Here is a 23,843-nt window from a genome sequence, read left to right as displayed (position 1 = left end):
ACGGTGGCCCACGGCCGACAGGAACGGGTGATGGACACCCTGAGCGACTTCGAGATGGAGACCCCGCGCCAGCGGTGGAGCCAGCTGTGGCCGTTCATGCTCGCGTTCGTCCTGGGGTTCGCGCTGGCCTGGCTGGCGCCGCAGGGCCCCGAGAACGTGACCTACATGGTGGTCGTGGGCGTGATCATCGTGGCCGTGGCCGCCTCGATCCTGCGGTGGTCGTGGTCGTCGGTGCCCGACATCCTCACGCTCCTCCCGGTGGCGGCGCTGTGCGTCGCCGTCGACCTGATGCGGGCCGCCAGCGGTGGCGGCAGCTCGGCGGGCTACGGCTCGCTCCTGCTCATCCCGGTGATCTGGCAGGCGATGCGCCGCGGCCAGCGGGAGCTGGTGCTCACGATCGTGCTGGTGTCGATCGCCAACGTCGTCGGGTGATGGTGCTCGCCTCGCCCGTGTCCGCCGTGGCGCAGTGGCGCTCGGTGATCCTCTTCACGGTCGTCGCCGCCACCATCGGCCAGACGATCCACCGGCTGGTCCAGGCGTGCGCCGAGCTGCTCGAGCACATCACCGAGCTGGCCCGCCGCGACGCCCTGACCGGGCTGGCCAACCGCCGGACGTGGGACGAGCGCTTCCCCGAGGAGGTCGAGCGGGCCAGCCGGCACGCCCTGCCGCTCGCGGTCGCACTCCTCGACCTCGACCACTTCAAGGCCTACAACGACGAGCACGGCCACCAGCGCGGGGACGTGCTGCTGGAGGCCATGGCACGGTCGTGGTCCGAGATGCTGCGCACCGGTGATCTGCTGGCCCGCTGGGGCGGCGAGGAGTTCGCCCTGCTCATGCCGGCCACCGATGTCGACGAGGCGGCGGTCGTGCTCGAACGCCTCCAGGACGCCACGCCCGAAGGTCAGACGTTCTCGGCCGGCTACACGGTCGAGCGCTTCCACCCCGGCTTCGAGCCCGACCTCGACCAGGTCCTGCGGGCGGTCGACCAGGCCATGTACGTGGCCAAGGCCTCGGGCCGGGCCCGCTCAGCCCTCGCGGTGGTCGCGGCCATCCGGCTCGACGAGCCGCTGAGCGCCCCGCTCGCACCGGCACCGGCGCCCGGCTGACGTTCCGGCTGCGCGCCCGCTCGTCCCGTGGTGGGATGGAGCGATGAGCGAACCAGCAGACCGCTACCGCCGGGTGGCCGGCCAGTTCACGGCGCGCGTCGAGGCGGTGCCGCCCGGCGGGTGGGACGCGCCGGCGCCGTGCGAAGGGTGGGTGGCCCGCGACGTGGTCGGCCACCTGACCGGCTGGTTGCCCGCCTTCTTCTTCGGGACGTGGGGCATCAGCGCCCCACCGATCCCGTCGGCGGCCGACGATCCGGTCGGGGCGTGGACGGTGCTCGACGCCACGATCCAGGGCGCGGTCGACGACCCCGCCATCGCCACGACGGTCCACGACAACCACATGGGCTCCACGTCCTTCGAGGACACCATCGACTCCATCTGCACCAGCGACGTCCTGGTCCACACGTGGGACCTGGCGTGGGCCACCGGCCTCGACGAGACCCTCGACCCCGTCGAGGTCCACCGGTTCGTCGAGAGCATGGAGCCGCTCGACGAGGTGCTCCGCACGAGCGGGCACTACGGCCCGCGGGTGCCGGTGCCCGACGGCGCCGACGAGCAGACCCGGATGCTCGCCTTCCTCGGCCGCCACCCGTAGCGGGGCGCGGGCGGCTCCGGGCCCGCTCAGCGCCGGAGCTGGTAGGGGCGCGGCGCCGGCCGGTCGCCCCGGGCGTAGAGGCCACCGATCGGACGCTTCGCCGCCTTCGCCAGGTAGAGCTGGGCGTCGGCGCGCTCGAGCGTGTCGATGAGCGCCTCGTCGGCGCGCCGGTGGCCGACCCCGACCGACAGGGCGGCGCCGTGCACCGCGAGCACCGGTCCGACCGACCGCTCGATCTCGCGCTCGAGGGCCCGCACCGTGTGCGGGGCGGCGTGGACGCCGTGCAGGATGATGGCGAACTCGTCCCCGCCGATGCGGAACACGACCTCGGGATCGTCGAGCACGCGTTGGAGGTCCTGGGTGGTGGTGCGCAGCACCTGGTCGCCCAGCAGGTGGCCGCCGGTGTCGTTGACCTGCTTGAAGTTGTCGATGTCGAGGACGAGCAGCGCCACGTTCGGCTGGATGGCCAGGTCCCGGAGGCGCTCGTGGAACGACGAGTGGTTGCCGATGCCGGTGAGTGCGTCGTGGCGGGCCTGCCGGCGGAGCTCCTCGACGGTGGCCGCGGTCTCGAGGCAGCTGCCGGCGAGGACGGCGAGCAGCTCCAGCGGCTCGACCTGCTCGGGTCCGAGCGGCACCGGGTCCGAGTCGGTGAGCAGCAGCAGCCCGGTCCGGCGGCCGGGGCGGTGATGGGCAGGGCGACGAGCGAGCGGGCACCGATGTCGTGCAGGGTCTTGCTGGCCGTGACGCTGCGACCGGTGGCCTCGCCCGCGGTGTAGCACGACGTCAGCGGTTCGAGCACCGACGACAGGTGGGCGAGCTCAGCGGGCGTCATGGCGTCGAGCGGTCCCGCCAGCGGTCCGGAGGTGTGGCGGCGCTGCCCGGTCCACTCGTCCTCGAGCACGAGCATGGCCGAGCCCATGGCGCTCAGCTCCTGGGCGGCGGCCAGCACCGCGTCGATCGTGCGCCCCGCGTCCTCCACGGCCGCCAGCGAGGCCCGGTGTGCGCCAGCCGGCGCAGCGGCACCCGGGAGAGCTCGGGCTGGAGGTCGCCGAGGCGATCGCCCAGGAGGGCGGCAACGGCGCGGACCTCGGCCTGGACCGCGTCGCTCAGGGGCACGAGCGACTCCACGTTCAGGGCGCCGACGATCTGGTCGTCGGTCCGCAGCGGGACGCAGAACTCGGAGACGACCCCGGGGATCGCCTCGAGGTAGTCGGCGGCCGCGGAGATGTCGTCGACGTACTGCTCGTTGCCGGTGCGGTACGTCAGGCCGGTGATCCCGGCGCTCGGCTCCATGCCGTCGAGCACCTGCCAGAGGCCGCGCTGGGCCTGGCAGCGCAGGCGCCCGCCGAACTCGAGGTACACCGAGGGCATCAGGCCGCCCTGGCGGAACAGGTGGGCGGCGACGGCCTCGCACGGGCCGCGCCGGTTGCTCGCGTCGTCGAGCCGCTGCGACAAACGGTGCAGCCCGCCGCGCCGCGCTGCGGCCGGGGTGGACCGCCTTCGACCACGGGGGCAGCGGCCTTCCCACCAAGAAGCCCTGGACCAGGCTCACGTCGGCATCGCGCAGCCAGGTCAGCTCGGCTCACGACTCCACGCCCTCCACGATCAGGTTGGCCCCGATCTCCGAGGCGAAGCCGGCGAGGGCGGCGACGAGCGCCTGGCGGTGGCGGTCCTCGTGGATGCCGACGATCAGCGACCGGTCGATCTTCACGAACTCGGGCAGCAGCTCCACCACCTGCTTGAGGCTGGAGTAGCCGGCGCCGGCATCGTCGATGGCGAGCCGGGCGCCGGTCCGCAGCCACGGCTCGCACGAAGCGCGCAGCGCGGCCACGTCGTCGATCTCCTCGCGCTCGGTCAGCTCCAGCACCAGCCGGTGGGGGAGCTTGTCGCGCAGCTGCACCGACTCGGGGTGGGCGAGCAGCGCCGGGCTCACGTTGACGAACAGCGGCGCGTCACCAGGGGGAGCGCCGTGCTTGGCCACGGCGCGCAGGCACGCCCGCTCCAGCTCGACACGCCGGCCCAGCTGCGACGCCAGCACGAACCACTCCGACGGCTGGGCCCGCTCGTGCTTCACCGATCGGCAGAGGGCCTCGTAGCCGACGATCTCGCCGTCGGCGATGCGCACGATCGGCTGGAAAACGGCACGCAGACCGGCGGGCGCGACGAGGCGATCGAGGAGCACGTCGGCCTCGGCATCTCGTCGGATCGGTCGGCGCCGCCGCGTTCTCTCCATCCGGTAACACGTCGGCAGCAGCCAGGCGTTCGGTGAGGGAACCGGGGTGAACGTCTTCTGTTGCCAACCTGACAGCGAGATCACGGCTCGGGCGCCCCACGCCGGCTCGGGCAGGGTTAGGTTCCGGCCCATGGAGAAGGTCATCTACGTGCTGCGCGCCCCGTCCGAGCCCACGGGGGACGACCTCGGGCCCCGGCTCGCGGCGAGGTGGCCGATGCCCTGTGGGGTGCCGGCGCGCACCGGGTCACCGTGAACGTGGCCGATGCCGACGTGGAGCCGGCGGCGGCGCTGCGGATGCCTGGTCCGGAGTCGCCGGTCGCCCTGGTGTCGGTGTGGGTCGACAGCGCCACCGACCACCTCCGCGCTCCGGTCGATGCGGTCATCGCCGCGGTCGGCCTCCCCTGGTCGGCGTACCTGGTCACGGAGTCGATCCCGATGGTGAACACCCGCTTCCCGGCCGCCGTCGGCGAGCGGGTGCACGGGCTGGCGCAGGTGGCGTTCCTGCAGCGGCCCCAAGGGCAGTCGGTGGAGGAGTGGCTCGACATCTGGCTGAACAGCCACACGTTCGTGGCCGTCGACCTGCAGGACACCTTCTCCTACGTGCAGAACGTCGTCGCCCGGGTGCTCACGCCTGGGGCCGAGCCGTGGCACGCCATCGTCGAGGAGTGCTTCCCGGCCGCGGCGATGACCGATCCCCACGTGTTCTTCGACGCGGTGGGCGACGACGAGCGCCTCGCCCGGCACCAGACCGAGATGTTCGAGAGCGTCCAGCGGTTCATCGACCTGGCCAAGATCGCGGTGCTCCCCACCAGCCGCTACGACGTCTGATCGGCCGCGGTCCAGGCGAGGAGGCGCACGACCTTGGCGCCGCCGTCGTGGGCGAGGGTGCCGACCGGGCGGAAGCCGCGGGCCTCGTGGAAGGCGAGCGAGGCGTGGTTGGGCGGCAGCTCGTTGACCTCGAGCAGGAGCGGACGGCCGCTCGCCGCGGCCAGCGCCTCCACCTGGTCGTAGACCGCGCCGCCGATCCCGGTGCGGCGGAACCCCTCGTCGATCGCGACCCGATCGAGGTAGAGGAAGTCGTCGTAGCGCTCCGAGAACCACCGGTAGTTGGCGCTGCCGTAGGCGGCACCGGGCTCGAGCACGAACACGAACCCGGCGAGGCGGCCGTCGACCTCGGCCCCCCAGGCGCACCGGGCCGTGGCCAGGAACCAGGCGAGCTCCGTCTCGTCGAGCGGCGCCAGCTTGTGGACCACGGCCTCGTTGATGCGCAGGACGTCGGCCGCGTCGTCGAGGGTGAGCGGACGGATGTGCGGGGCCATGGGCGCCACTCTGGCCGACGCCGCCCGTCCCGGGCCACGTCACTCCCCGAACCCCCTCCCATCGGCTGGGGTACCGTCCGCGCATGACCGACGATCCCGCCCCCGATCCCGCCGACTCCGTCTCGCTGCGCATCGAGGCGTCGGCCGACGCCCTCTACGACATCATCAGCGACCCGGTGAAGATGGGCGAGCTCAGCCCCGAGTTCATCAGCGGCCGCTGGCTCGACGGCGCCACCGGCGCGGCCGTGGGCGCCCGGTTCAAGGGCAAGAACAAGCGCGGGCTCGTCCGCTGGTCCACCACCAGCAAGGTGATCGCCGCCGACCGCGGGCGGGAGTTCGCGTTCGAGGTGGCCGACAGCGGCACCCGCTGGGGCTACGTGTTCGAGCCCGACGGCACGGCGACGGTGGTCACCGAGTCCCGAGCCGCGGCCGGCAAGTACCCGTTCATCGCCAAGGCGTTCGCCACCGTGCTGCTCGGCGGCGTCGACAGCCACGCCGAGGAGCTGCACGCCGGGATGCGCGCCACCCTCGAGCACCTCAAGCAGGTGGCCGAAGCGTCCGCCTGAGGTCGACGGCCGGCGAACTTCTCGCACGCTCCGTGCAAAGACCGTACCCTGGTGGGACTCGAACGCTAGGGGACAAGCCGTGAGCGACGTTCTGGTGGGCCAGGAGAACGAAGATCCGGCGGTCGGGCCGCCACCGGGACCGGCCCAGCCGCACCTCGGCTGGGCGCTGGCCGGGATGTCCACCGGCGCGGGCGTCATCCACATCGCGATGACGCCGATCCACGCCGGCACCTGGCAGGAGGCGCTCGGGTTCACGGCCGCCGGGTGGTTCCAGCTGGTCACCGCCGGCATCGTGCTGGCCAACCGGGGCGGCAAGCGCTTCTACCAGGTGGTCGCCCTGGCCAACCTGGCCTTCATCGCCACGTGGCTCTACAGCCGCACCATCGGCCTGCCGTTCGGCGAGACCCCCAACGTGGCCGAGCAGGTGGGAGCCATCGACGCCGCGTGCGTGGCCCTCCAGATCGGCGTGATCTTCGTGGCGGTCCGCCTCATCCTGGCGCCGGAGCGGCGCTCGGTCGGCAAGCTCGCCCCGGCCCTGTGCGCCGTCGCCGCCCTCGGCCTGGCCACCTCCGTCATCACCTCGCCGAGCGCGGCCAACCACAACCACGCCGCCAAGCCCACCGGCATCGACGCCCTGGCGCTCACGATCGACGAGGACCGCTGCGACACCCAGTTCAACGAGGCCGGGTACTGGAAGGAAGCCAAGTACCTGGGGGTCGACACCCGCTGGGGCGGCACGCCGCCCGCGGTCGCCGGCACCAGCACGGTCTCGGCCGACGGCCACGACCACGGCACGGCCACCCCGAGCAGCGGGTCCACCACCACCACCGAGCCCGACCCGTACCAGGGCCGGGGCTCGCCCGGCCTCGACCACCTCGTGTCGGCCACGTCGCTGGCGGCCACCTCCGAGGTCGAGGCGGCCAAGATGGTCACCGCTCTGAGCAACGCCACCCAGAAGGACTACGACACGTGGCTCTGGTGGCTCCGCAACAGCGGCACGCTCAACCACACCCACGCCGTCACCGCGGCCACCACCACCGCCGAGGACGGCAGCGGCCACGGCGGCCACCTCGGTCCGCAGCCCTGGGTCGCCATGACCGACCAGAAGCAGTGCGACCGGCTCGCCAAGGAGCTCGACGAGGCCCGCGCCACGGCGCTGGCGTACCCCACGGCCAAGGACACGCAGGCGGCGGGCTACCGGCTCGTCACCGGCTACCTGCCGGGCATCGCCGCCCACTGGATCAACAACAGCCTGATCGACGACACCTTCGAGATCGACAAGCCCGAGATGATCCTCTACGACGGCAACGGCCTCGACGCCCACGTGGTCGGGCTCAGCTACTACCTGTGGCACGCCGGCGACAACAAGCCCACCCAGGGCTTCACCGGCGACAACGACCACGGGCACCGCCACCTCGGCCTCTGCAGCAGCAAGGACACCGGCACGATCATCGGCGACAGCTCCACGTCCGAGGCCGACTGCGAGGCCCGAGGCGGCACCAAGAGCGACGGGTCCATGGGCTGGATGAGCCACGCCTGGGTCGTCCCGGGCTGCGAGAGCCCGTGGGGCGTGTTCAGCGCCGCCAGCCCGCTGCTCGACGACGAGCTCCCCAAGTCGTCGGGCCAGGACCACGGCCACTGCGCCGGCAGCGGCGTCCGCACCCGCTACGGCATGAGCACCTCGGCCACGTCCACCTCGTCGTCGGCCTCGCCCGCCGCCGACGACGACGAAGGCGCCACCGGCACCACCGGCGGCTGACCCCACCGCCGCCGGGTCGCGCTGTGCGCAACCGTGTGCCTGCGACACGGTTCCGCACGCGGCGGCGAAGAAATCCTGCTCCACTGTCCTTTTCCAGCACGGCGGTTCGTCTCCTCCGTGAAGACCGGCCACCGAGGTCGGCTCGTCCCGAAAGGACCCTGCCATGCCCACCTACGCCGCCATCATCTACGGCCCCAACGTCGACTACACCCAGCCCGAGTACGCCGAGACCGGCGCCGCCTACATGGCGTTCGGCGAGGCCGCGGCCGCGGTGATCCGCGGCGGTGCCGGCCTGTACCCCACGTCCACCGCCACCACCGTCAAGGTGCCGGGTGGCCAGGGCACCGACGTCGTCACCAGCGACGGGCCCTATGCCGAGGCCAAGGACGTGCTCACCGGCTTCTACCTGTTCGAGTGCGCCGACCTCGATGAGGCCGTCCGGTACGCCGGGATGATCCCCGGCGCCGTCGACGGCGGCGTCGAGGTCCGTCCCGTCCTGCCGATGGGCTGAGCACCAGGTGGACGATGCCAACGAGGTCGGCCCCGCCACGGGCGGGGTCGACCCTCGGTCGCGGCGGACCCGTCGGTCTCGCTCGATCGGCTCGTCCGCGCCGAGGGCCGGGCGGTGCTGGCCACGCTGATCGGATCGACCGGCCGCCTCGACCTGGCGGAGGACGCGGTGCAGGAGGCCGTCGTCCCGCCCTGGAGACGTGGCCCCGAGACGGGATCCCCAAGCACCCGCGGGCGTGGCTCACCACGGTCGCTCGTCGTCGGGCGATCGACGTGATCCGCCGCGAGGCCCGCCGCGACCGCAAGGAGGAGGAGGCCGTGCGCATGCTCGACGACGACGGCGACGCGCCACCCTCGGACTCGCAGGTCCAGCACGACCTCCTGCGGCTGGTGTTCACCTGCTGCCACCCGGCGCTGTCGCTGGACGCGGAGGTGGCCCTGAGCCTGCGGACCCTCTGCGGCCTGTCGACCCCGGAGGTGGCCGCCACGCTGCTGGTGCCGGAGGCCACCATGACCAAGCGCCTCACCCGGGCCCGCCAGAAGATCGCCGTCGCCAAGATCCCGTACCGGGTGCCGGCCGACCACGAGCTCCCCGAGCGGCTCGCGGGGGTGGCGGCCACCGTCTACCTGGTGTTCAACGCCGGCTACAGCCACCCGCCCACCGCCGAAGGCACCGGCCGCGACCTGGCGGTGGAGGGGGTCGAGCTGGCCCGGTTCCTGCACGACCTCATGCCGACGAGCCGAGCGTCATCGGCCTGACCGCCCTGGTCGTGCTGCAGCACGCCCGCCGGGCCGGTCGCTTCGACCAGGGCGGCGTGGCGGTCCCGCTGGCCGACCAGGATCGGAGCACCTGGGACCAGGACCTGATCGGGGAGGGCGTGGTGCTCGTGGGCGACGGGTTGCGGCGCACGCCCGACCGGCCCGATCCCTACGTGATCCAGGCGGCGATCGCCGTGTGCCACGCCCTCGCGCCGACCGCCGACGACACCGACTGGGCGGCGGTGCTGTCGTGGTACGACGTGCTGCTCACCGTGCACGACACGCCCGTGGTGCGGCTCAACCGGGCGGCGGCGGTGGCCTCCGAGCACGGTCCGGAGGAGGGGCTGGCCGACATCGACGCCATCGCCGGGCTCGAGGGCTACCCGTTCTGGCACGCCAGCCGCGGCGAGCTGCTGGCCCGCCTCGACCGCCCCGAGGAGGCGCGCCGGGCCTGGGCCTGCGCCCTGGACCTGGGCCTCCCCGACGCCAACGCCCGCTGGGTGCAGGGCCGCCTCGCCGACCTCGGGGTCCCAGGGGGTACCTGACGGGCTCTGCGGAACCTCCCAGGCACGGGGACCACGATGGGTGGCGCTCCGCACCCGACCATCGACAGGACCTCCGATGCGCCGCTCCACCCCCAGCGCCGACCCGCACGATCACCACGACGACGACCACGACCGAGGTCTGGCGTTCGACGTCGGCACCCTGATGGCCCGCCGCCGAGCCCTCGCCCTGATGGGTGGCGCCGGCCTGCTGGCCCTGGTGGGCTGCGGCACATCATCGTCCGACGGCACGTCGACCACCACCGCCGCCACGGGTGCAGCCACCACCGCCGCGGCCGGCTCGACCACCGGCTCGTCGGGCGACGCGATCCCCGAGGAGACCGCCGGGCCCTACCCGGGCGACGGCTCCAACGGCCCCGATGCGCTCGGCCAGAGCGGCATCGTCCGCAAGGACATCACCACCAGCTTCGGCGGCTCGTCGGGCACCGCCGGGGGCATCCCGCTCACCATCCGGCTGGAGGTCGGCGATGCATCCACCGGCAAGGCCGAGGAGGGCCTGGCGGTCTACGTGTGGCACTGCAGCCGGGAGGGCGGCTACTCGATGTACTCGCCGGGCGTCGAGGACCAGAACTTCCTCCGCGGCGTCCAGCCCACCGCCGGCGACGGCGCCGCCACGTTCACCAGCATCTTCCCCGCCGCCTACGACGGCCGCTGGCCGCACGTGCACTTCGAGGTCTACGAGAGCGCCGACGCCGCCACGAGCGGCGGCGATCCCATCGCCACCTCGCAGATCGCCCTGCCCAAGGACGTCTGCGAGCAGGTGTACGGCACGACCGGCTACGAGGCGAGCCCTGCCAACCTGGCCCGGGTCTCGCTCGAGACCGACATGGTGTTCGCCGACAGCTACCAGACCGAGCTCGGCACCGTCACCGGCTCCCTCGCCGGCTACACCGTCACCCTCGCCGTCCCCGTCTGACCCACCCTCCCCGTGCGCCACCCTCGGAGGGGGGCGAGGCGGGTCAGCGGTCGGGGATGGTCCAGTCGATCGGATCGCGTCCGGCCGCCACGAGGGCCTCGTTCGTGCGGGAGAACGGCCGGCTGCCGAAGAACCCGTTGTGCGCCGACAGGGGCGACGGGTGGGCCGACTCGATCACGGTGTGCTTGCGCCGGTCGATCAGCTCCTTCTTCCGCCGGGCCGCCGCCCCCCAGAGGATGAACACCACCGGATCGTCCTTGGCGTCGACGGCCCGGATCACCTGGTCGGTGAACGTCTCCCACCCGTGCTTCTGGTGCGAGGCCGCCTGGTGGGCCCGCACCGTGAGGGTGGTGTTGAGCAGCAGCACCCCCTGGTCGGCCCACGCGTCGAGGCACCCGTGGTTCGGGGTGGGGGCGCCCACGTCGGTCGCCAGCTCGGCGTACACGTTGCGCAGCGACGGCGGCAGCGGCACGCCCGGTCGCACCGAGAAGCACAGCCCGTGGGCCTGGCCGGGCCCGTGGTACGGATCCTGGCCCAGGATCACCGCCTTCACGTCGCCGTAGGCGGTGCGGTGCAGCGCCACGAACACCTCGTCGGCGGGAGGGAACACCTGGTGGTGCCGGCGCTCGTCGGCCACGAAGGCCTGGAGGTCGGCCCAGTACGGCTTGGCGAGCTCGCCGCGGAGGACCGGGTTCCAGTCGGTCTGAGGGGCCATCGCCGCGAACGCTACCGGTGGCTGCACCCGCAGTGATCCCTCCCGTGCGTGCGGACCTGCCACAGTCGTGAGCGTGCGTGGATCGGAGGGACCCTCTCTGGTGTGGCGGCCGCCGCTGCGCACCGCGCCATGGTGGCGTTCGGCGGGCTGGCCTTCGTGGTGTCGACGCTGCTCGCCATCGTGTGCTTCGAGGTCACCCGCTCGACGCTCATCCGCCAGCGCGAGCGCGTGGCCGAGCGCCAGACCTACGTCAACGCCCGCGCCGTCGACAACGCCCTGACCCAGAACCCGGCCACCCCGTCGGAGGCGCTGGCCGATGCGCAGACCAGCGCCCAGGGCTTCGCCCTCGTCCGGGTCGACGGCACCTGGTACTCCAGCTCCGTCACCGGCGACCGCAGCGACATCCCCACCTCGCTCGTGACGGTGATCGACTCCAGCACGGCGGGCCGCCAGCGGGTCCACCTGAGCAGCGGGACGGCGGTGGCGGTGGGCGTGCCGCTGTCGGCCGCCGCCGGCGGTCCGGCGTACGTCGAGCTGGTCCCGATGGCCGAGGTGGCCAACTCGATCAACCGGGTGCGCCAGGGCCTGATCCTCGCCGCCGCGGCCACCACGATCGCGGGTGTGCTGGCCGGCCGCTGGGCCAGCGCCCGGATCCTTCGACCGGTCCGGCGCACCGCCGATGCCGCCAACCTCATCAGCGAGGGCGCCCTCGACCGGCGCCTCGAGAGCGACGGCGACGCCGACCTCGAGCCGCTGGTCCAGTCGTTCGACAACCTGGTCGACGGCCTCCAGCTCCGGATCGAGCGCGAAGCCGCTCCGCGTCCGACGTCAGCCACGAGCTGCGCACGCCCTTGGCCGCCATGCTGTCCGCCCTGTCGGTGGCCCGGCGGCGGGTGAAGGAGCCGGCGGGCACCGAGGCGCTCGACCACCTCCAGCACGAGGTCGATCGCTTCACCACGCTGATCACCGACCTGCTCGAGATCTCCCGGGTCGAGGCGGGTGTGGCCGAGCTGGTCCTCGAGCCGGTCGACCCGAAGGCGTTCGTGACCGACGTGCTGACCTCGATCAACCGGGAGGAGCTCCCCGTCGTGGTGGGCCCCACCGCGCCGAAGGAGGTGCGCATCGACAAGCGCCGGATGGGTCAGGTGCTGGTGAACCTGGTGCAGAACGCCGACATCTACGGCGGCGGTGCCACCGAGCTGCGCATCACCGGCGATGCCGACCACATGCGCCTGCTCGTCGACGACGCCGGTCCGGGCATCCCCGCCGGCGAGCGCGAGCAGGTGTTCGAGCGCTTCGCCCGGGGTGCCGACCCGTCGGTGCCCGGCACCGGCCTGGGTCTCGCCCTGGTGCGCGAGCACGTCCGCCTCCACGAGGGGACGGTCGTGATCAAGGGGGCGCCCGCTGGTGGCGCCCGGTTCGTGGTGACGATCCCGAGGTCCCTGCCGTGACGTCCGTGCCCCGAACCTCCACCACCCTGGTCCGCCGTCGGGCCGCCCTCGCCGGCGCCCTGGTCCTGGCCGTCCTGGTGAGCACGCTGGCCTCGTGCGGGATCTCCTCGGAGCCCGACGCCAACCGGATCGAGCCCACCGACGTGCCGTTCGGCCTCCTCGACGACAAGGCCACCACCACCTCCGTCGAGGCCGGCCGCACCGCCGAGGTGTACCTGCTCACCAAGGACAAGCTGCTGGCGGTCGACCGGTCGGTGCCCGACGACGCCAGCCTCTCCGACCTGCTCTCCCTGCTCATCGCCGGCCCCACGGAGGTGGAGCAGTCGCTGGGCATCACCTCGGCGGTCCCGGCGGGCACGATCGCCTCGGTCCGCACCAGCCGGGGCACCGCCAAGGTCGACCTGACCCCGGCGTTCGGCGACATCCGCAGCGGCGAGCAGCTCCTGGCCCTGGCCCAGATCGTCTACACGCTGACCGGCCAGCCGGGCATCGGCGGGGTGCGCTTCAGCGTCAAGGGCAAGAAGGCGACCGTGCCGCTCTCCGACGGGACCAACAGCGACGAGGCCCTGTCGCGAGACGATTTCGAGGCGCTCCAACCCGGGTGACCCCACCTGATCGGGTGGGCGATCCGACCTTCTTTGCCCCGGCAAGGGTTCAGGACCTCCGGGAGGCGCCGATCATGGGGGTGTCATGAGCAACCCCTCCGCACTCGACGCCAGCCTGGGCAACCGGCTCGCCGCTGCTGGTGCGTCGGCCGACTTCGAGACGGAGCAGGGGATCCAGCGGGTCCGGGCCTGGTGCCTGGTGCTGGCGCTCGTGCAGACGGCCCTCTACCCCGGGCAGTTCTGGTACCTGGCCTGGGGCGCCATGGCCGTCCTGTTCCTCTCCTGCCTGTGGATCCGGCGGGGCCTGCGGGCCGCGGACGTGGTCCACCGCCTGCCGATGATCGGCATCACCGCCATGGCGGCCGACTCGATCGTGGTCATCATGATCATGGCCAACCTGATGGCCAGCGCCGACGACCCGGTGCAGCTCCTGCCGCTCGCCCTCGCAGTGGAGGCGGCGGTCCGCTGGGGCCGGATCGGCGGCATCCTCGGGGGGATCGGCGGCGGCCTCCTCCTGACCGGGTGGTCGCTCGGCGTGCACTACCGCAACGACCTCGCGTTCTCCCCGGGCTACGCGTGCTTCCGGTTCGGGGTCGTCGTCCTGATCGGCTCGATCGTCGGCAACGCCGTCCGCGAGATGCGCCAGCAGCGCCGGGCGGCCGAGGCGGTGTTCCAGGCGTCGCGAGACCTGATGGTCACGCTGTCGAGCGACGGCGACGTGCTGTCGGCCAACCCGGCCTGCGAGGCCATCTTGGGCTACACGCCCGAGGAGCTCGAGGGGCGCGACCGATCGTTCCTGCTCGACACCGATGCCGAGGGCGGCGGCTCCCGCCCGGCGCTCCTGGCGACCACCGAGGGCGCGCAGCGCGTCGTCCGCCGCGTGCAGCACAAGGACGGCCACCTCGTGTGGATCGAGCTCGACCTCGTCTCCGACGTCCAGGCCGGCCTCATCTACGGGATCGGCCGCGACGTGAGCGATCGCAGCCGCACCGAGTCGGAGCTGCGGCACCGGGTCGACCACGACGGCCTCACCGGGGCGTGGAACCGGCACTCCCTGATCGCCTACCTCCACCGCATGCTCAACCGGGGCTACCTGCCGGGGCTGGTGTTCATCGACCTCGACCGGTTCAAGGAGATCAACGACCGCCACGGGCACCTCGCCGGCGACACCGTGATCATCGAGCTGGCCGAGCGCCTCGCGGTGGCCGCCGGCCACGAGGGATCGGTCGCCCGGTACGCGGGCGACGAGTTCTGCATCGTGGTCGACGATCCCGATGACCTGGAGGAGGTGGCCGAGCGCACCCGTCAGGCCTTCGACGCCGCCTTCACCTCCGGCCCGGCCGAGCTGTTCGTCACCGGTTCGGTGGGAACGGCGGCGAGCCGTTCGGGCGACACGCCCGAGCACCTCGTCCACCGGGCCGACCAGGCGATGTACCAGGCCAAGAAGGCCGCCCGCCTCGTCCCCTGACCAGGTCTCGAACCGAGCCCGGGGCCGGCTCGCTGCGCTCCGACGTGGCAAAGACAGGGCGATCCGCAACACTGCAGGGATGCTGAAGAAGCTGATCGGTGTGGCCATCGTCGTCGTGCTCGTGGCGGGAGCGGCCTTCTGGTGGTTCGTGCTGCGCGACGATCCGCCGGCCGAGCTGTCCGTCAACGACACCAGCGGCAGCAGCAGCCAGACCACCACGGGCACCACCCCCGCCTCCCTCGACGGCACGTGGACCGTCCAGGCCGGCGACACCACCGCGGGGTTCCGCATCAACGAGTCGTTCGCGGGCGGTCTCGCCGATCACACGGCGGTCGGTCGGTCCGGCGACGTCAACGGCTCGATCGCCGTCGCCGGGACGAACATCAGCAGCGGCGACTTCACCGTCAACCTGAGCAAGCTGGCGTTCTCCGACGAGGTGCCCGGCCTCTCGGTGACCAACCGGGCCAACGCCCTCAAGAGCCGCGGCCTGCAGACCTCGCAGTTCCCCGAGGCCTCCTTCAAGCTCACCGAACCGATCGACTTCGGGTCCAAGCCCGCCGAGGGCGAGACCGTCACGGCCACCGCCACCGGAGACCTCACGCTCCACGGGGTCACCAAGCCGGTGACGTTCGACGTGGAGGCCAAGATCGTGGGCGACACCATCCGCGTCGCCACCAAGGAGCCGGTCCCGATCGTCCTCACCGACTACGGCATCGACAAGCCCACCGGCGGCCCGATCGCGTCGATCGACGACCAGGGCTCCTTCGAGTTCCTCGTCGTCCTCGGGAAGAGCTGAGAGGTCGGGGCGAGCGATCAGGTCGAGCGGAGGGTGCGCCGGACCAGGGCCGGGTCGGCCTCGATGGCTGCGTCGGTGAACAGGAGCGGGCGGGTGGCCTTGGCCGCGTACGCCTCGGACCCGTCGACGTGGTGGGGTGAGCGAGGGTCGCCCGACTGCCCGTAGGCAAGGAGGCCGACGCCCTGGGGGCCGTCGTCGGTGAGCTCGACGGCCATCAGGAAGCTGGTGCCGTAGGTGCAGCGGTAGCCGCCCTCGGCGATGCCGGTGGTGAGCATGCGCTCCGGTGCCACGGCACCGAGCGGCGCCGGTCCGGGCTCGAGGCTCAGCGAGGCGAGGGCGCCCGTCGGGACGAGGATGTTCAGCACGCCGTCGCCTTCGTAGCCGCCGTGCACCGGCACCCGGTGCTCGCCGCGCTGCGCCCACTGGACCTCGCCGAGCGGGGCATCGATGGCCACGCCGGCGGCGTCGAGCAGGCGGAGGGCGGTGGCGAGGGCCACCAGGATCGGATCGTCGCCTTCGACCGGCGCGCCGGCCAGGTCGGCCGGGGTGGTGACCGGGGCCGTCGGGTCGAAGTCGGTGGCGAACAGCGGTCCCGACGCCTGCATCTGCTGGGAGCTGAACGCACCCATCAGCTCGCGCCAGAGGGCGGCACCGACCGAGTTGAGGTCGCAGCGCCGGTCCCAACCGGCCAGCACCGCGGCCGCCGGGCCCAGATCGATCGCGGCGCCGTCGATCGTGGCAGTCCCCGCCGCGGTGGCGCGGGCGATCACGGCGTCGCAGAGGAGCTCGGCGCTGAGGCTGTCGTTGGTGAGCAGCGCCTCGACCGCGCCCGGCACGGTGAGGGCGCCGGTGGCGGCCAGGCGCTCGGCCGTGAGCAGGTTCTGGCGGGTGCGCAGCGTGCGGGCCGTGCGCTCCAGGCCGTGGAGCGGCGAGTAGCCCTCGAGCGCGTGGGTGGCGTGGTTGAGCCAGTGCGAGTCGTTGGCGTTGAGGGCGTAGTCGCGGCGCTCGAACTGGGGGAGGCGGTCGAACGGGAGCAGGCCGGGGGAGCGGGCGCCCGGGTCGTCCTGCCAGTCGTCGCCGGGGTCGCTGCCGTCGAGCAGGGCCACCCGGTTCTCGAACAGCAGGGCCGCCACCAGGTCGGTGTCGATGCGGTGGTGGAACCGGGCGATGGCCTCGTCGGTCAGGTTCGGCGTGGCCGAGGCGTCGACGAACCAGGCCCGCCCGGTGCGGTCGGCGGCGAGGGTGTTGGCCCACGGCATGCCCTGGACCTCGGCGAAGACGGCCTGGAACTCGTCCATGCCCTTGGCCTGCGCCATCCCCAGGAACTGGGCGAGGAAGTGGTCGTTGTCGAGGTTGGCGTCGCGGTAGGTGAAGCCCACGTCGAGGCCCCAGCCGATGAGCGGCAGGTTGACCATCGGGCCGTGGTGGCTGCGCCAGAGCGTGCGGGTCACCGACGAGATCGTGCCGTCGTCGCCGAGCACCTCCACCGCCACCTCCCGGGAGGTCATCTCCCGCGCCTCGTCGCCGTAGCGGTAGGTGGTGGGGGACCCGGGCACCAGCGCGAGCTGGGCCAGCGTGAAGCGGTGGCCGCGGGAGAACGTGTGGGCCCAGGCCACGTCGGCGTTGAACCCGAGCTGCACGCCAGGGGCGCCGAGCAGGGCGACCCCGTAGGCGTCGAGCTCACCGGGGATGGTGAGGTGGCACTCCCAGAAGCGGGCCTCGCCGCCCCACGGGAAGTGCGGGTTGGCCACCACCAGGCCGTGCCCCGATGCGGTGGCCTCGCTCCCGAACGCCCACCCGTTGCTGGCGCCGGCTCCGCCACCGAGGGCGTCGAGCCCGGCGGGGGCCGCGGGCCCGTCGGGACCGGGCGCCTGCGCGCTGCCGATCACCTGGGCCAGATTGCGGCCGCTCGCCAGCAGGCCCATGTCGACGTAGTACGCCCACAGGTCGAGCTCGGAGATGGGGCGGACCCAGGCGGCGCCGGCGCCCCACTCGGGCAGGGTGCCTTCGCGGGTGCCCTCGTCGAGCCAGGCGTTGTACCCAGCGGCGTACCCGGCCACGAGCGCTCGCATGTGCGGCGGTTGCGCGTCGCGCAGCTGCGGGGCGCGCTCCCGCACGCCCAGCGCGAGGTAGCCGAGGTCGGAGTGGAGGTGGGCGTCGCCGGGGCCGGCCCCGTGGAAGCGGGCCCGTTCGCTGCGCACCTTGACGATCTGGTCGGCCAGCGTGGGCAGGTGGTCCCGGGCGCACGCGAAGCCCTGGCCGTACCCGAGGCTCCCCCAGTCGCCGGCGCGGATGTGGGCCACGCCGTGCGTCGTCCACCGGATGTCTGCCTCGTACCGTCCCTCACCCCGTACGTCCATGGACGGTGGCTAGCAGCTCGACGCCCGCACCGCGGGCACCCTCCAGGTCGGCTCAGGCCGACCGGGGCTCCGCTGAGGGCCGGGCGTCGGCGGCACCTGCACCGCCCAGATCGATCGACACCGTGCCGTCGGCGGCGTGGAGGCTGGCCGACTTCACGAGCAGCGGGAGCCCGATGATGCTCATCACGGCGAGGGCGATGGCCGGCGCACCGGGCCCCGTGAGGCTGACCCAGATCCCGACGACGGCCGACAGCCCGAGCTCCATCACGTTGGCCGACAGCAGCTGCCACCCCATCACCCGGCCGGCGGCGCCCACCCCGACGCGGTCGGCCGTGGTCGACATCAGCGTGGGGAACATGGCGGCGAGCGCCAGCCCGGCCACCGAGATCAGGCCGATCGCCACCGGAACGGGCGCGAGCGGGATGCCGACGTAGACCACGGTCGCCAGCACGCCCGAGCCCACCAGCACCTGGCGGGCGCTGAACGGCCGGCCCGGCCCGGTGACCAGCCCGAGCCCGAGGCGGCCGAGGGTCATGCCGGCCCAGAAGCCGCTCATCGACCACGCCGCCGCCGATCCCGACACGCCCCGGTGGCCCTCGAGGTACGACGCGCCCCAGTTGCCCGTGGTCACCTCCATGCCGCAGTAGATGCCGAAGAGCGAGAGCGAGAGGGCCACCACCCAGCGGGGGACCTGGATGCGGCTGTGGTCGCCGTGCGGCGGTTCGGCCTCGTCGATCGCGGCCGGCCACCGCACGGCCCGTGGGACCGCCAGCAGCGCGGCCACCGCCGCCACCCCGGCCGAGGCGAGGAACGCCGGCGTCCACCCGGCGATGGCGACGAGGATCGGCCCGAGGGTGGCGCCCACCCCGAACGCGCCGAACATGAGGCCGGCGCTCCCCACGTTGCGCACCACCGTCTGGTAGCGGTTGCCCAGCGCGTCGAGGCAGCCCGACACCAGGCCGATCACCGCGAACACCGCCACCAGCACGGCGAACGAGCGGGTCAGGGCCACCGCCACGCCCGACAGCGCCAGGACGGTGGCCAAGACGGCCGTCGCCTCGCGCACGTGCCAGCGGCGCAGGATGGGCAGGGCCGAGGTGGCGGTGACCAGCCGCCCCAGCCCGTACGCACCGGCCACCAGCCCCAGCGACCCGGTGGAGCTGTGGAACAGGTGCCGGGCCTCGGGCCAGCCGGCGCCGAGCATCCCGATCGGCGCCCCGAACGCGAGGAACACCGTGCACTCGACGACGAGCGGGTGGTGGCGTCGGCGCTCGTCGGGCATGCCGCCACGCTATTGATCCCCGCCCCCGGCGGTCAGGGTCGACCTACGTTGGGGCGATGGTCCAGCAGCTCAGCACCGTCGTCCTGGTCGTCCCCGGCTACGACGAGGCGATCGCGTTCTACTGCGGCGTGCTGGGCTTCGACCTGCTGGAGGACACCGACCGCGGTGGCGGCAAGCGCTGGGTGCGCGTCGCCCCTCCGGGGTCGGTGGGCACGGCGCTGCTGCTCGCCGAGGCCGATGGGCCGGCGCAGGCGGCCTCGGTGGGGAACCAGACCGGCGGCCGGGTGGGCTTCTTCTTGACCACCGACGACTTCTGGCGCGACCACGCCCGCTACTGGGCCGGCGGCGTGCACTTCGAAGAGGAGCCCCGGGTGGAGGAGTACGGCACCGTGGCGGTCTTCCAAGACGTCTACGGCAACCGCTGGGACCTCATCGAGCCCGCCGGCTGATCAGCCGGTGATGCCCAGGCGGACCTTGGCGGCGCTCAGCTCGGGGCCGTCGCCGCTGCTCAGGTTCGACAGCAGCCGCAGCGTGGCCCGGCAGCCGATCAGCTCGGCCGTGGACGGCTCGGGCAAGTTGAGCAGGCGGTGGGCCACGGGCGGGAGCGAGGCCCGGGCCCCGCCCCACAGCGAGCGCCAGACCGGCTTCGACGCCGCGGGGAGGATCGGCGGGTCGTTCAAGAAGCCGATGCCGGCGGCGGCGTACTCGCCGACGGCCAGGTTGGGCCGGTGGCGCTCGAGCGCCTCGAGGATCTCGGCCCACGACCGCGGCGGGTGCTCCACGCCCGTGGCCTCGCCCACGCGGGCGACCTCGGCGATGTACTGGTCGAGCTCGTCCCGGGTCATGGGGTGCAGCGAGAAGCGCCGGTTGGCGGACGCGATGGCGAGGTACTCGGCGATGTGCACCCAGTCGAGCAGGTCGGGGTCGTTGGCGGCGTAGGGGCGCCCGTCGGGGGCCACGCCCACCACGGGCTCGTGCACCTTGCGCACCATCCGGCACAGCCGCTCGGCTCGCGCCGATGACCCGTACACGACGCCCTGGACGAACTCGGCGGTGCGCCGGGTGCGACCGAGGAAGTCGTCGGAGAAGGCGCTGTGCTCGGCGACGCCGGCCATGGCGAGCGGGTGGAGGGCCTGGAGGGTGAACGCGGCGATGCCCGCCACCAGGAGCGACGGGTCGCTGTGGACGCGCCACGCGACGCTGGTCGGCCCGAACCAGCCCGGATCGCCCATCTCGGCGGCGTCGACCGGACGCGAGCCCGGTCCGGGGCCGAGCGCGGACATGGCGCGCAGGATCGGGCGGGCGATCACCGGCGCTGCGAGCGCACCGAACACGCCACCGGTGATGCCCCCGACCAGCTCCGCGCTCGATGCGGTGGCCGGCACCCACTCGGGCTCGGGCCGCCACATGCGGGCCGCCGCGGGGTGGATGCCGGCGGTGCGCGCCGGACGGGCGGGTGGCGGCGTGTCGCTCGTGGCCTTGGCAGCGGGAGCCATCGGATCCTCCGTGACGCGTGCGGTGGCAGAGGATGGCACGCCGCACCTGGTGGGGCAACGCGCCCGCTGACTTGGTCCAGCGGGGCGGGGCCGCCAGAATCGGGCGCACGAGGGGCCTGGTGCGGCCCCCGGGGGGAGAAACCTGATGCGTCGTGTGCTGCTCGTGCTCTGCCTGCTCGCTGTCGCGGGCCCGTTGGCGGCCTCGCCGTCTGGACCGGCGGCCGCCGCGGCGCCGCCGTTCACGGCCTCTGGCAGCGTCGAGCAGGTCTACGCCTACGGCCTGGGCGCCGGCACGCCGGTGCAGCTGCTGAACAGCGCCAGCACGGTCGTCGACAGCGGCACCGCCGACACGGCCGGTGCCTACCTGTTCCACAAGGTCACGCCCGGCAGCGGCTACCAGGTGGCCACGGCCGCCGGCACCGTCGGGGCCCTCACGGTGACGAGCACCGACGAGGACCCGCCGGACAGCTTCTACGCCAACATGGCCGCCACGCAGCCGATCTCGGCCGGGTTCGGCTACCTCACCACCCGTGACGGCACCAAGCTCTCCATCAACGTCACCATGCCCAACGACGGCAGCACCGGCCCGTGGCCCGTGGTGGTCAACTACTCCGGCTACGACCCTTCGCAGCCCGGCGATCCGCCGCAAGAGGTGGCGTTCTACCCGTACCAGGGGTACGTCACCGTGGGCATCAACCTGCGCGGCACCACCTGCTCGGGCGGCGCGTTCGAGTTCATGGAGGACCTCCAGGGCCTCGACGGCTACGACGCCATCGAGACGCTCGCCCACCAGACCTGGTCGAACGGCCACGTCGGCATGGCCGGCATCTCGTACTCCGGCTACAGCCAGCTCTACGTGGGCGCCACCAACCCGCCGCACCTCGACGCCATCGCCCCGGCGTCCCCGTTCTCCGACACCTACAGCGGCATCCTCTACCCGGGCGGCATCTTGAACGACGGCTTCGCCGTCGACTGGGCCACCGAGCGCGAGAACGATGCCAAGCCGTCCGCCCACACCTGGGTGAAGAACCGCATCGCCAACGGCGACACCACGTGCGCGCAGAACCAGATCATGCACAACGAGGCCAAGCCGCTCCTCCAACGGATCCACAACACGCCGTTCGCGGACCACGAGTTCGACTACCTGAACACCGAGACGTTCATCCACGACATCAAGATGCCGACGTTCCTGTCGAGCCAGTGGCAGGACGAGCAGACCGGTGGCAGCGCCGCCAACCTGATCCCGCTGTTCGACCCGGCCACCAAGGTCTACGGCAACTTCACGAACGGCACGCACGTCGAGCCGATGGGCCCGGAGCAGATCCAGGACCAGATGAGCTTCATCGACCTCTACGTGGGCCACCGGATCCCCCACACGGCATCGCTGCTCACGCTCGGGATGCCGTCGATCCTGGCCGACCTCTTCAACGCGCCCAACAACGATGCCGACTTCGCGCTGCCCTTCAACACGTGGGCCTCGAAGCCGTCGTACGCCCAGGCGCTCGCCGACTGGGAGGCGCAGCCGCGGATCTCGATCCGTTGGGAGAACGGCGGCAAGGCCGGCAAGGAGGGCCTGCCCCTCGCGGCCACGCAGACCCGCTACACCAACTGGCCGCCCAGCGAGATCAGCGCCGAGAAGCTCTACCTCCAGCCCGACGGCGCGCTCGGCGCGTCGGCCCCGGCCGTCGCCGACACCGCGGCTCGGGCCTCCTCGTCGTACACCTACGACCCGGCCACGAAGCGGGCCAGCACCTCCGACGGCAGCACCGGTGATGCGTGGGGGCCCCACCCCAACTACCACTGGGACGTGCTGAAGGAGGGCAACGCCCTCAGCTTCGTGACGGCGCCCTACACCCAGAAGGTGGCGTACGCCGGCCAGGGCAGCGTCGACCTGTGGCTGAAGTCGTCGGCGGCCGACACCGACCTCGAGGCCACGTTCACCGAGGTCCGCCCCGACGGCAAGGAGGTCTACATCCAGAGCGGTTGGCTGCGGGCCAGCCACCGGACCGAGGACCCGACCCGTTCCACCGAGCTGGTGCCGTACCAGGACCACCAGGCCGTCGACGCGTCCCCGTTGCCGGCCGGTCAGTTCACCAAGGTCCGCATCGAGATGTTCCCGTTCGCCCACGTGATCCGGCCCGGGTCGCGCCTGCGGGTGAACATCGAGGCGCCCGGCGGCAACCAGCCGTTCTGGAAGTTCGAGACCATCGACGGCACCGCCACCAACTCGGTCGGCCACAGCACCGGGATGCCGTCGCGCATCGTCCTCCCGCGGCTGCCCAGCGCCCCGTTCTTCCTGCCGACGGCCCTGCCGGCGTGCACGCTGTCCGGGGTGACCAGCCAGGCCGTCTCGCTGCGCAACCAGCCGTGCCGCGACTACGTCCCCAACCGCGTCGCCACCGCGGTCACCGCGTCAGCCCAGGGCGGCGACGTCGCCGTCAGCTGGACCGCTCCGGCGGGCACCGCACCCGACTCGTACACCGTCACGCCGCACGTGGCCGCCGGTGCGCCGTCGGGATCGACCGCACCCGCCGCCGTGACGGTCGCCGGTTCGGCGACCGCCGCCACCATCCCGGCGGTCACCCCCGGGGTGCCGCTGGAGGTCACGGTCACCGCGGTCTACGGCGCCACCACCGCGCCGGCGTCCGACGCGTCCCTGCCGGTCACGGTGAAGCCGCTCGCCCTCCGCCTCTTCGGGACGTGGAACGCGTTCGTCAAGCGCCAGCTCACCGACTTCACCGGCTCCGCTCCCGCCTCGGCGGTGACGGCCGGTGTCGCCGCCCTGAACGGCGGCCAGTCGGCGGAGGACTACATCACCTCGCTGCGCCACGGCACCGAGGCCACCACCACCATCGATCCGGTCACCCGCCTCTACCTCGCGTACTTCCAGCGGAGCCCCGATGCCGCCGGTCAGGCGTACTGGGTGGGCAAGCGCCGTACGGGCACCTCGCTGCTGAAGGTGTCGAACAGCTTCGCCTCGTCGACCGAGTTCAAGACCAAGTACAAGTCGCTCACCAACAAGGGTTTCGTCGAGCGGGTGTACCAGAACGTGCTCGGCCGCCCGGGCGACGCCGCAGGGATCGCCTACTGGACGGGCCAGCTCGACCAGCACAAGAAGTCGCGCGGCCAGGTGATGCTCAACTTCTCCGACTCCAGCGAGTTCAAGCGCACGTCGGCGAACACGGTCGACGTCATCAACCTGTACTTCGCCCTGCTGCGCCGGGCGCCGTCCACCACCGAGCTCACCACCACGGTGGCGCGGTTGACCGCAGCGACGCCGTTGTCCACCATCGTGGGTGAGCTGATCGCCCTGCCGCAGTACGCCGGCTCCATCCCCTCCTGAG

At 72.7% G+C, this 23,843-nt stretch carries 23 protein-coding genes and 1 pseudogene; 16 read left to right on the top strand and 8 right to left on the bottom strand.

Annotated features, from left to right (window positions below):
- The first annotated feature begins 30 nt into the window (after positions 1-30).
- From ACPPVX_RS10680 to ACPPVX_RS10670, 3 genes are read left to right on the top strand one after another with little or no spacing between them, the layout of a single operon-like run.
- Complete coding sequence (locus ACPPVX_RS10680) at positions 31-432, top strand: hypothetical protein (protein WP_426574882.1); 402 nt, start codon at positions 31-33, stop codon at positions 430-432.
- A complete protein-coding gene (locus ACPPVX_RS10675) occupies positions 432-1,106 on the top strand; it encodes a GGDEF domain-containing protein (protein WP_426575026.1) in 675 nt (224 codons plus the stop codon). Before ACPPVX_RS10680 ends, ACPPVX_RS10675 begins: the two co-directional genes overlap by 1 nt.
- A gap of 43 nt (positions 1,107-1,149) precedes the next feature.
- Complete coding sequence (locus tag ACPPVX_RS10670; protein WP_426574881.1) at positions 1,150-1,701, top strand: TIGR03086 family metal-binding protein; 552 nt, start codon at positions 1,150-1,152, stop codon at positions 1,699-1,701.
- A 26-nt stretch (positions 1,702-1,727) separates the two neighbouring features.
- Here the strand turns inward: ACPPVX_RS10670 and ACPPVX_RS10665 are convergent, their stop codons facing one another.
- The 3 genes from ACPPVX_RS10665 to ACPPVX_RS10655 all read right to left on the bottom strand — a co-directional run bounded on the left by ACPPVX_RS10665 (position 1,728) and on the right by ACPPVX_RS10655 (position 3,934).
- On the bottom strand, positions 1,728-2,336 hold the full coding sequence (locus tag ACPPVX_RS10665) for a GGDEF domain-containing protein (protein ID WP_426574880.1): 609 nt from the start codon (positions 2,334-2,336) through the stop codon (positions 1,728-1,730).
- Between the two features lie 289 nt (positions 2,337-2,625).
- Complete coding sequence (locus tag ACPPVX_RS10660) at positions 2,626-3,156, bottom strand: GAF domain-containing protein (protein ID WP_426574879.1); 531 nt, start codon at positions 3,154-3,156, stop codon at positions 2,626-2,628.
- 127 nt (positions 3,157-3,283) lie between these two features.
- Positions 3,284-3,934, bottom strand: a complete 651-nt coding sequence (locus ACPPVX_RS10655) for an EAL domain-containing protein (RefSeq protein ID WP_426574878.1) — start codon at positions 3,932-3,934, stop codon at positions 3,284-3,286.
- A 207-nt stretch (positions 3,935-4,141) separates the two neighbouring features.
- On the opposite strand from ACPPVX_RS10655, the gene ACPPVX_RS10650 reads away from it, so the two are divergent.
- Entirely contained in the window at positions 4,142-4,762 is a 621-nt protein-coding gene (locus tag ACPPVX_RS10650; protein WP_426574877.1) for an EthD domain-containing protein, read from the top strand.
- On the opposite strand, the gene ACPPVX_RS10645 is transcribed toward ACPPVX_RS10650, so the two are convergent.
- Positions 4,750-5,253 (bottom strand): GNAT family N-acetyltransferase, encoded by a 504-nt coding sequence (locus ACPPVX_RS10645; RefSeq protein WP_426574876.1) that lies wholly within the window; start codon positions 5,251-5,253, stop codon positions 4,750-4,752. The two genes, ACPPVX_RS10650 and ACPPVX_RS10645, sit on opposite strands and share 13 nt — an antisense overlap.
- A gap of 83 nt (positions 5,254-5,336) precedes the next feature.
- Between ACPPVX_RS10645 and ACPPVX_RS10640 the strand changes: the two genes are divergently transcribed.
- From ACPPVX_RS10640 to ACPPVX_RS10620, 5 genes and pseudogenes are all read left to right on the top strand, one after another.
- Entirely contained in the window at positions 5,337-5,819 is a 483-nt protein-coding gene (locus tag ACPPVX_RS10640; protein WP_426574875.1) for an SRPBCC family protein, read from the top strand.
- A 79-nt stretch (positions 5,820-5,898) separates the two neighbouring features.
- Positions 5,899-7,578 carry a hypothetical protein gene (locus ACPPVX_RS10635; protein WP_426574874.1) on the top strand — a complete coding sequence of 560 codons (1,680 nt, stop codon included), beginning with the start codon at positions 5,899-5,901 and terminating at the stop codon, positions 7,576-7,578.
- Between the two features lie 163 nt (positions 7,579-7,741).
- Positions 7,742-8,089, top strand: a complete 348-nt coding sequence (locus ACPPVX_RS10630; protein WP_426574873.1) for a YciI family protein — start codon at positions 7,742-7,744, stop codon at positions 8,087-8,089.
- A gap of 114 nt (positions 8,090-8,203) precedes the next feature.
- Positions 8,204-9,392: pseudogene (locus tag ACPPVX_RS10625) on the top strand (RNA polymerase sigma factor).
- Positions 9,393-9,468: 76 nt separating this feature from the next.
- Entirely contained in the window at positions 9,469-10,326 is an 858-nt protein-coding gene (locus ACPPVX_RS10620; protein ID WP_426574872.1) for a 3,4-dioxygenase subunit beta, read from the top strand.
- A gap of 43 nt (positions 10,327-10,369) precedes the next feature.
- On the opposite strand, the gene ung is transcribed toward ACPPVX_RS10620, so the two are convergent.
- Positions 10,370-11,041 (bottom strand): uracil-DNA glycosylase, encoded by a 672-nt coding sequence (gene ung / locus ACPPVX_RS10615; protein ID WP_426574871.1) that lies wholly within the window; start codon positions 11,039-11,041, stop codon positions 10,370-10,372.
- Between the two features lie 102 nt (positions 11,042-11,143).
- On the opposite strand from ung, the gene ACPPVX_RS10610 reads away from it, so the two are divergent.
- From ACPPVX_RS10610 to ACPPVX_RS10590, 5 genes are all read left to right on the top strand, one after another.
- Positions 11,144-11,938 (top strand): HAMP domain-containing protein, encoded by a 795-nt coding sequence (locus tag ACPPVX_RS10610; protein ID WP_426574870.1) that lies wholly within the window; start codon positions 11,144-11,146, stop codon positions 11,936-11,938.
- Entirely contained in the window at positions 11,902-12,492 is a 591-nt protein-coding gene (locus tag ACPPVX_RS10605; RefSeq protein ID WP_426574869.1) for a sensor histidine kinase, read from the top strand. Before ACPPVX_RS10610 ends, ACPPVX_RS10605 begins: the two co-directional genes overlap by 37 nt.
- On the top strand, positions 12,489-13,097 hold the full coding sequence (locus tag ACPPVX_RS10600) for a GerMN domain-containing protein (protein ID WP_426574868.1): 609 nt from the start codon (positions 12,489-12,491) through the stop codon (positions 13,095-13,097). The genes ACPPVX_RS10605 and ACPPVX_RS10600 overlap by 4 nt, the downstream gene beginning before the upstream one ends.
- A gap of 85 nt (positions 13,098-13,182) precedes the next feature.
- Entirely contained in the window at positions 13,183-14,565 is a 1,383-nt protein-coding gene (locus ACPPVX_RS10595) for a diguanylate cyclase domain-containing protein (RefSeq protein ID WP_426574867.1), read from the top strand.
- 79 nt (positions 14,566-14,644) lie between these two features.
- Positions 14,645-15,361: a YceI family protein gene (locus ACPPVX_RS10590; protein WP_426574866.1), complete on the top strand. Its 717-nt coding sequence runs from the start codon at positions 14,645-14,647 to the stop codon at positions 15,359-15,361.
- A gap of 17 nt (positions 15,362-15,378) precedes the next feature.
- Here ACPPVX_RS10590 and ACPPVX_RS10585 read toward each other — a convergent pair whose 3' ends face one another.
- Positions 15,379-17,721: a penicillin acylase family protein gene (locus tag ACPPVX_RS10585; RefSeq protein ID WP_426574865.1), complete on the bottom strand. Its 2,343-nt coding sequence runs from the start codon at positions 17,719-17,721 to the stop codon at positions 15,379-15,381.
- A gap of 52 nt (positions 17,722-17,773) precedes the next feature.
- Positions 17,774-19,003 carry an MFS transporter gene (locus tag ACPPVX_RS10580; protein ID WP_426574864.1) on the bottom strand — a complete coding sequence of 410 codons (1,230 nt, stop codon included), beginning with the start codon at positions 19,001-19,003 and terminating at the stop codon, positions 17,774-17,776.
- A gap of 56 nt (positions 19,004-19,059) precedes the next feature.
- Here ACPPVX_RS10580 and ACPPVX_RS10575 point away from each other — a divergent pair, with 56 nt between their 5' ends.
- Positions 19,060-19,452: a VOC family protein gene (locus ACPPVX_RS10575; protein WP_426574863.1), complete on the top strand. Its 393-nt coding sequence runs from the start codon at positions 19,060-19,062 to the stop codon at positions 19,450-19,452.
- On the opposite strand, the gene ACPPVX_RS10570 is transcribed toward ACPPVX_RS10575, so the two are convergent.
- A complete protein-coding gene (locus ACPPVX_RS10570) occupies positions 19,453-20,499 on the bottom strand; it encodes an oxygenase MpaB family protein (protein ID WP_426574862.1) in 1,047 nt (348 codons plus the stop codon).
- Positions 20,500-20,644: 145 nt separating this feature from the next.
- Here ACPPVX_RS10570 and ACPPVX_RS10565 point away from each other — a divergent pair, with 145 nt between their 5' ends.
- On the top strand, positions 20,645-23,842 hold the full coding sequence (locus tag ACPPVX_RS10565; RefSeq protein WP_426574861.1) for a CocE/NonD family hydrolase: 3,198 nt from the start codon (positions 20,645-20,647) through the stop codon (positions 23,840-23,842).
- The last annotated feature ends 1 nt before the right edge of the window (position 23,843 follow it).

This window comes from Aquihabitans sp. McL0605 (genome assembly GCF_049993875.1).
Lineage (GTDB): Bacteria > Actinomycetota > Acidimicrobiia > Acidimicrobiales > Iamiaceae > Aquihabitans.
This window is presented reverse-complemented; position numbering and strand designations above follow the sequence as displayed.

Excerpts from the sequence above, each read along its gene's own strand:
- ACPPVX_RS10655 (WP_426574878.1), bottom strand. The coding sequence starts at position 3,934 with ATGGAGAGAACGCGGCGGCGCCGACCGATCCGACGAGATGCCGAGGCC.
- ACPPVX_RS10620 (WP_426574872.1), top strand. The coding sequence starts at position 9,469 with ATGCGCCGCTCCACCCCCAGCGCCGACCCGCACGATCACCACGACGAC.
- ACPPVX_RS10680 (WP_426574882.1), top strand. The coding sequence starts at position 31 with ATGGACACCCTGAGCGACTTCGAGATGGAGACCCCGCGCCAGCGGTGG.
- ACPPVX_RS10590 (WP_426574866.1), top strand. The coding sequence starts at position 14,645 with ATGCTGAAGAAGCTGATCGGTGTGGCCATCGTCGTCGTGCTCGTGGCG.
- ACPPVX_RS10670 (WP_426574881.1), top strand. The coding sequence starts at position 1,150 with ATGAGCGAACCAGCAGACCGCTACCGCCGGGTGGCCGGCCAGTTCACG.
- ung (WP_426574871.1), bottom strand. The coding sequence starts at position 11,041 with ATGGCCCCTCAGACCGACTGGAACCCGGTCCTCCGCGGCGAGCTCGCC.
- ACPPVX_RS10645 (WP_426574876.1), bottom strand. The coding sequence starts at position 5,253 with ATGGCCCCGCACATCCGTCCGCTCACCCTCGACGACGCGGCCGACGTC.
- ACPPVX_RS10595 (WP_426574867.1), top strand. The coding sequence starts at position 13,183 with ATGAGCAACCCCTCCGCACTCGACGCCAGCCTGGGCAACCGGCTCGCC.
- ACPPVX_RS10575 (WP_426574863.1), top strand. The coding sequence starts at position 19,060 with ATGGTCCAGCAGCTCAGCACCGTCGTCCTGGTCGTCCCCGGCTACGAC.
- ACPPVX_RS10565 (WP_426574861.1), top strand. The coding sequence starts at position 20,645 with ATGCGTCGTGTGCTGCTCGTGCTCTGCCTGCTCGCTGTCGCGGGCCCG.
- ACPPVX_RS10585 (WP_426574865.1), bottom strand. The coding sequence starts at position 17,721 with ATGGACGTACGGGGTGAGGGACGGTACGAGGCAGACATCCGGTGGACG.
- ACPPVX_RS10675 (WP_426575026.1), top strand. The coding sequence starts at position 432 with ATGGTGCTCGCCTCGCCCGTGTCCGCCGTGGCGCAGTGGCGCTCGGTG.
- ACPPVX_RS10630 (WP_426574873.1), top strand. The coding sequence starts at position 7,742 with ATGCCCACCTACGCCGCCATCATCTACGGCCCCAACGTCGACTACACC.
- ACPPVX_RS10580 (WP_426574864.1), bottom strand. The coding sequence starts at position 19,003 with ATGCCCGACGAGCGCCGACGCCACCACCCGCTCGTCGTCGAGTGCACG.
- ACPPVX_RS10605 (WP_426574869.1), top strand. The coding sequence starts at position 11,902 with ATGCTGTCCGCCCTGTCGGTGGCCCGGCGGCGGGTGAAGGAGCCGGCG.
- ACPPVX_RS10640 (WP_426574875.1), top strand. The coding sequence starts at position 5,337 with ATGACCGACGATCCCGCCCCCGATCCCGCCGACTCCGTCTCGCTGCGC.
- ACPPVX_RS10570 (WP_426574862.1), bottom strand. The coding sequence starts at position 20,499 with ATGGCTCCCGCTGCCAAGGCCACGAGCGACACGCCGCCACCCGCCCGT.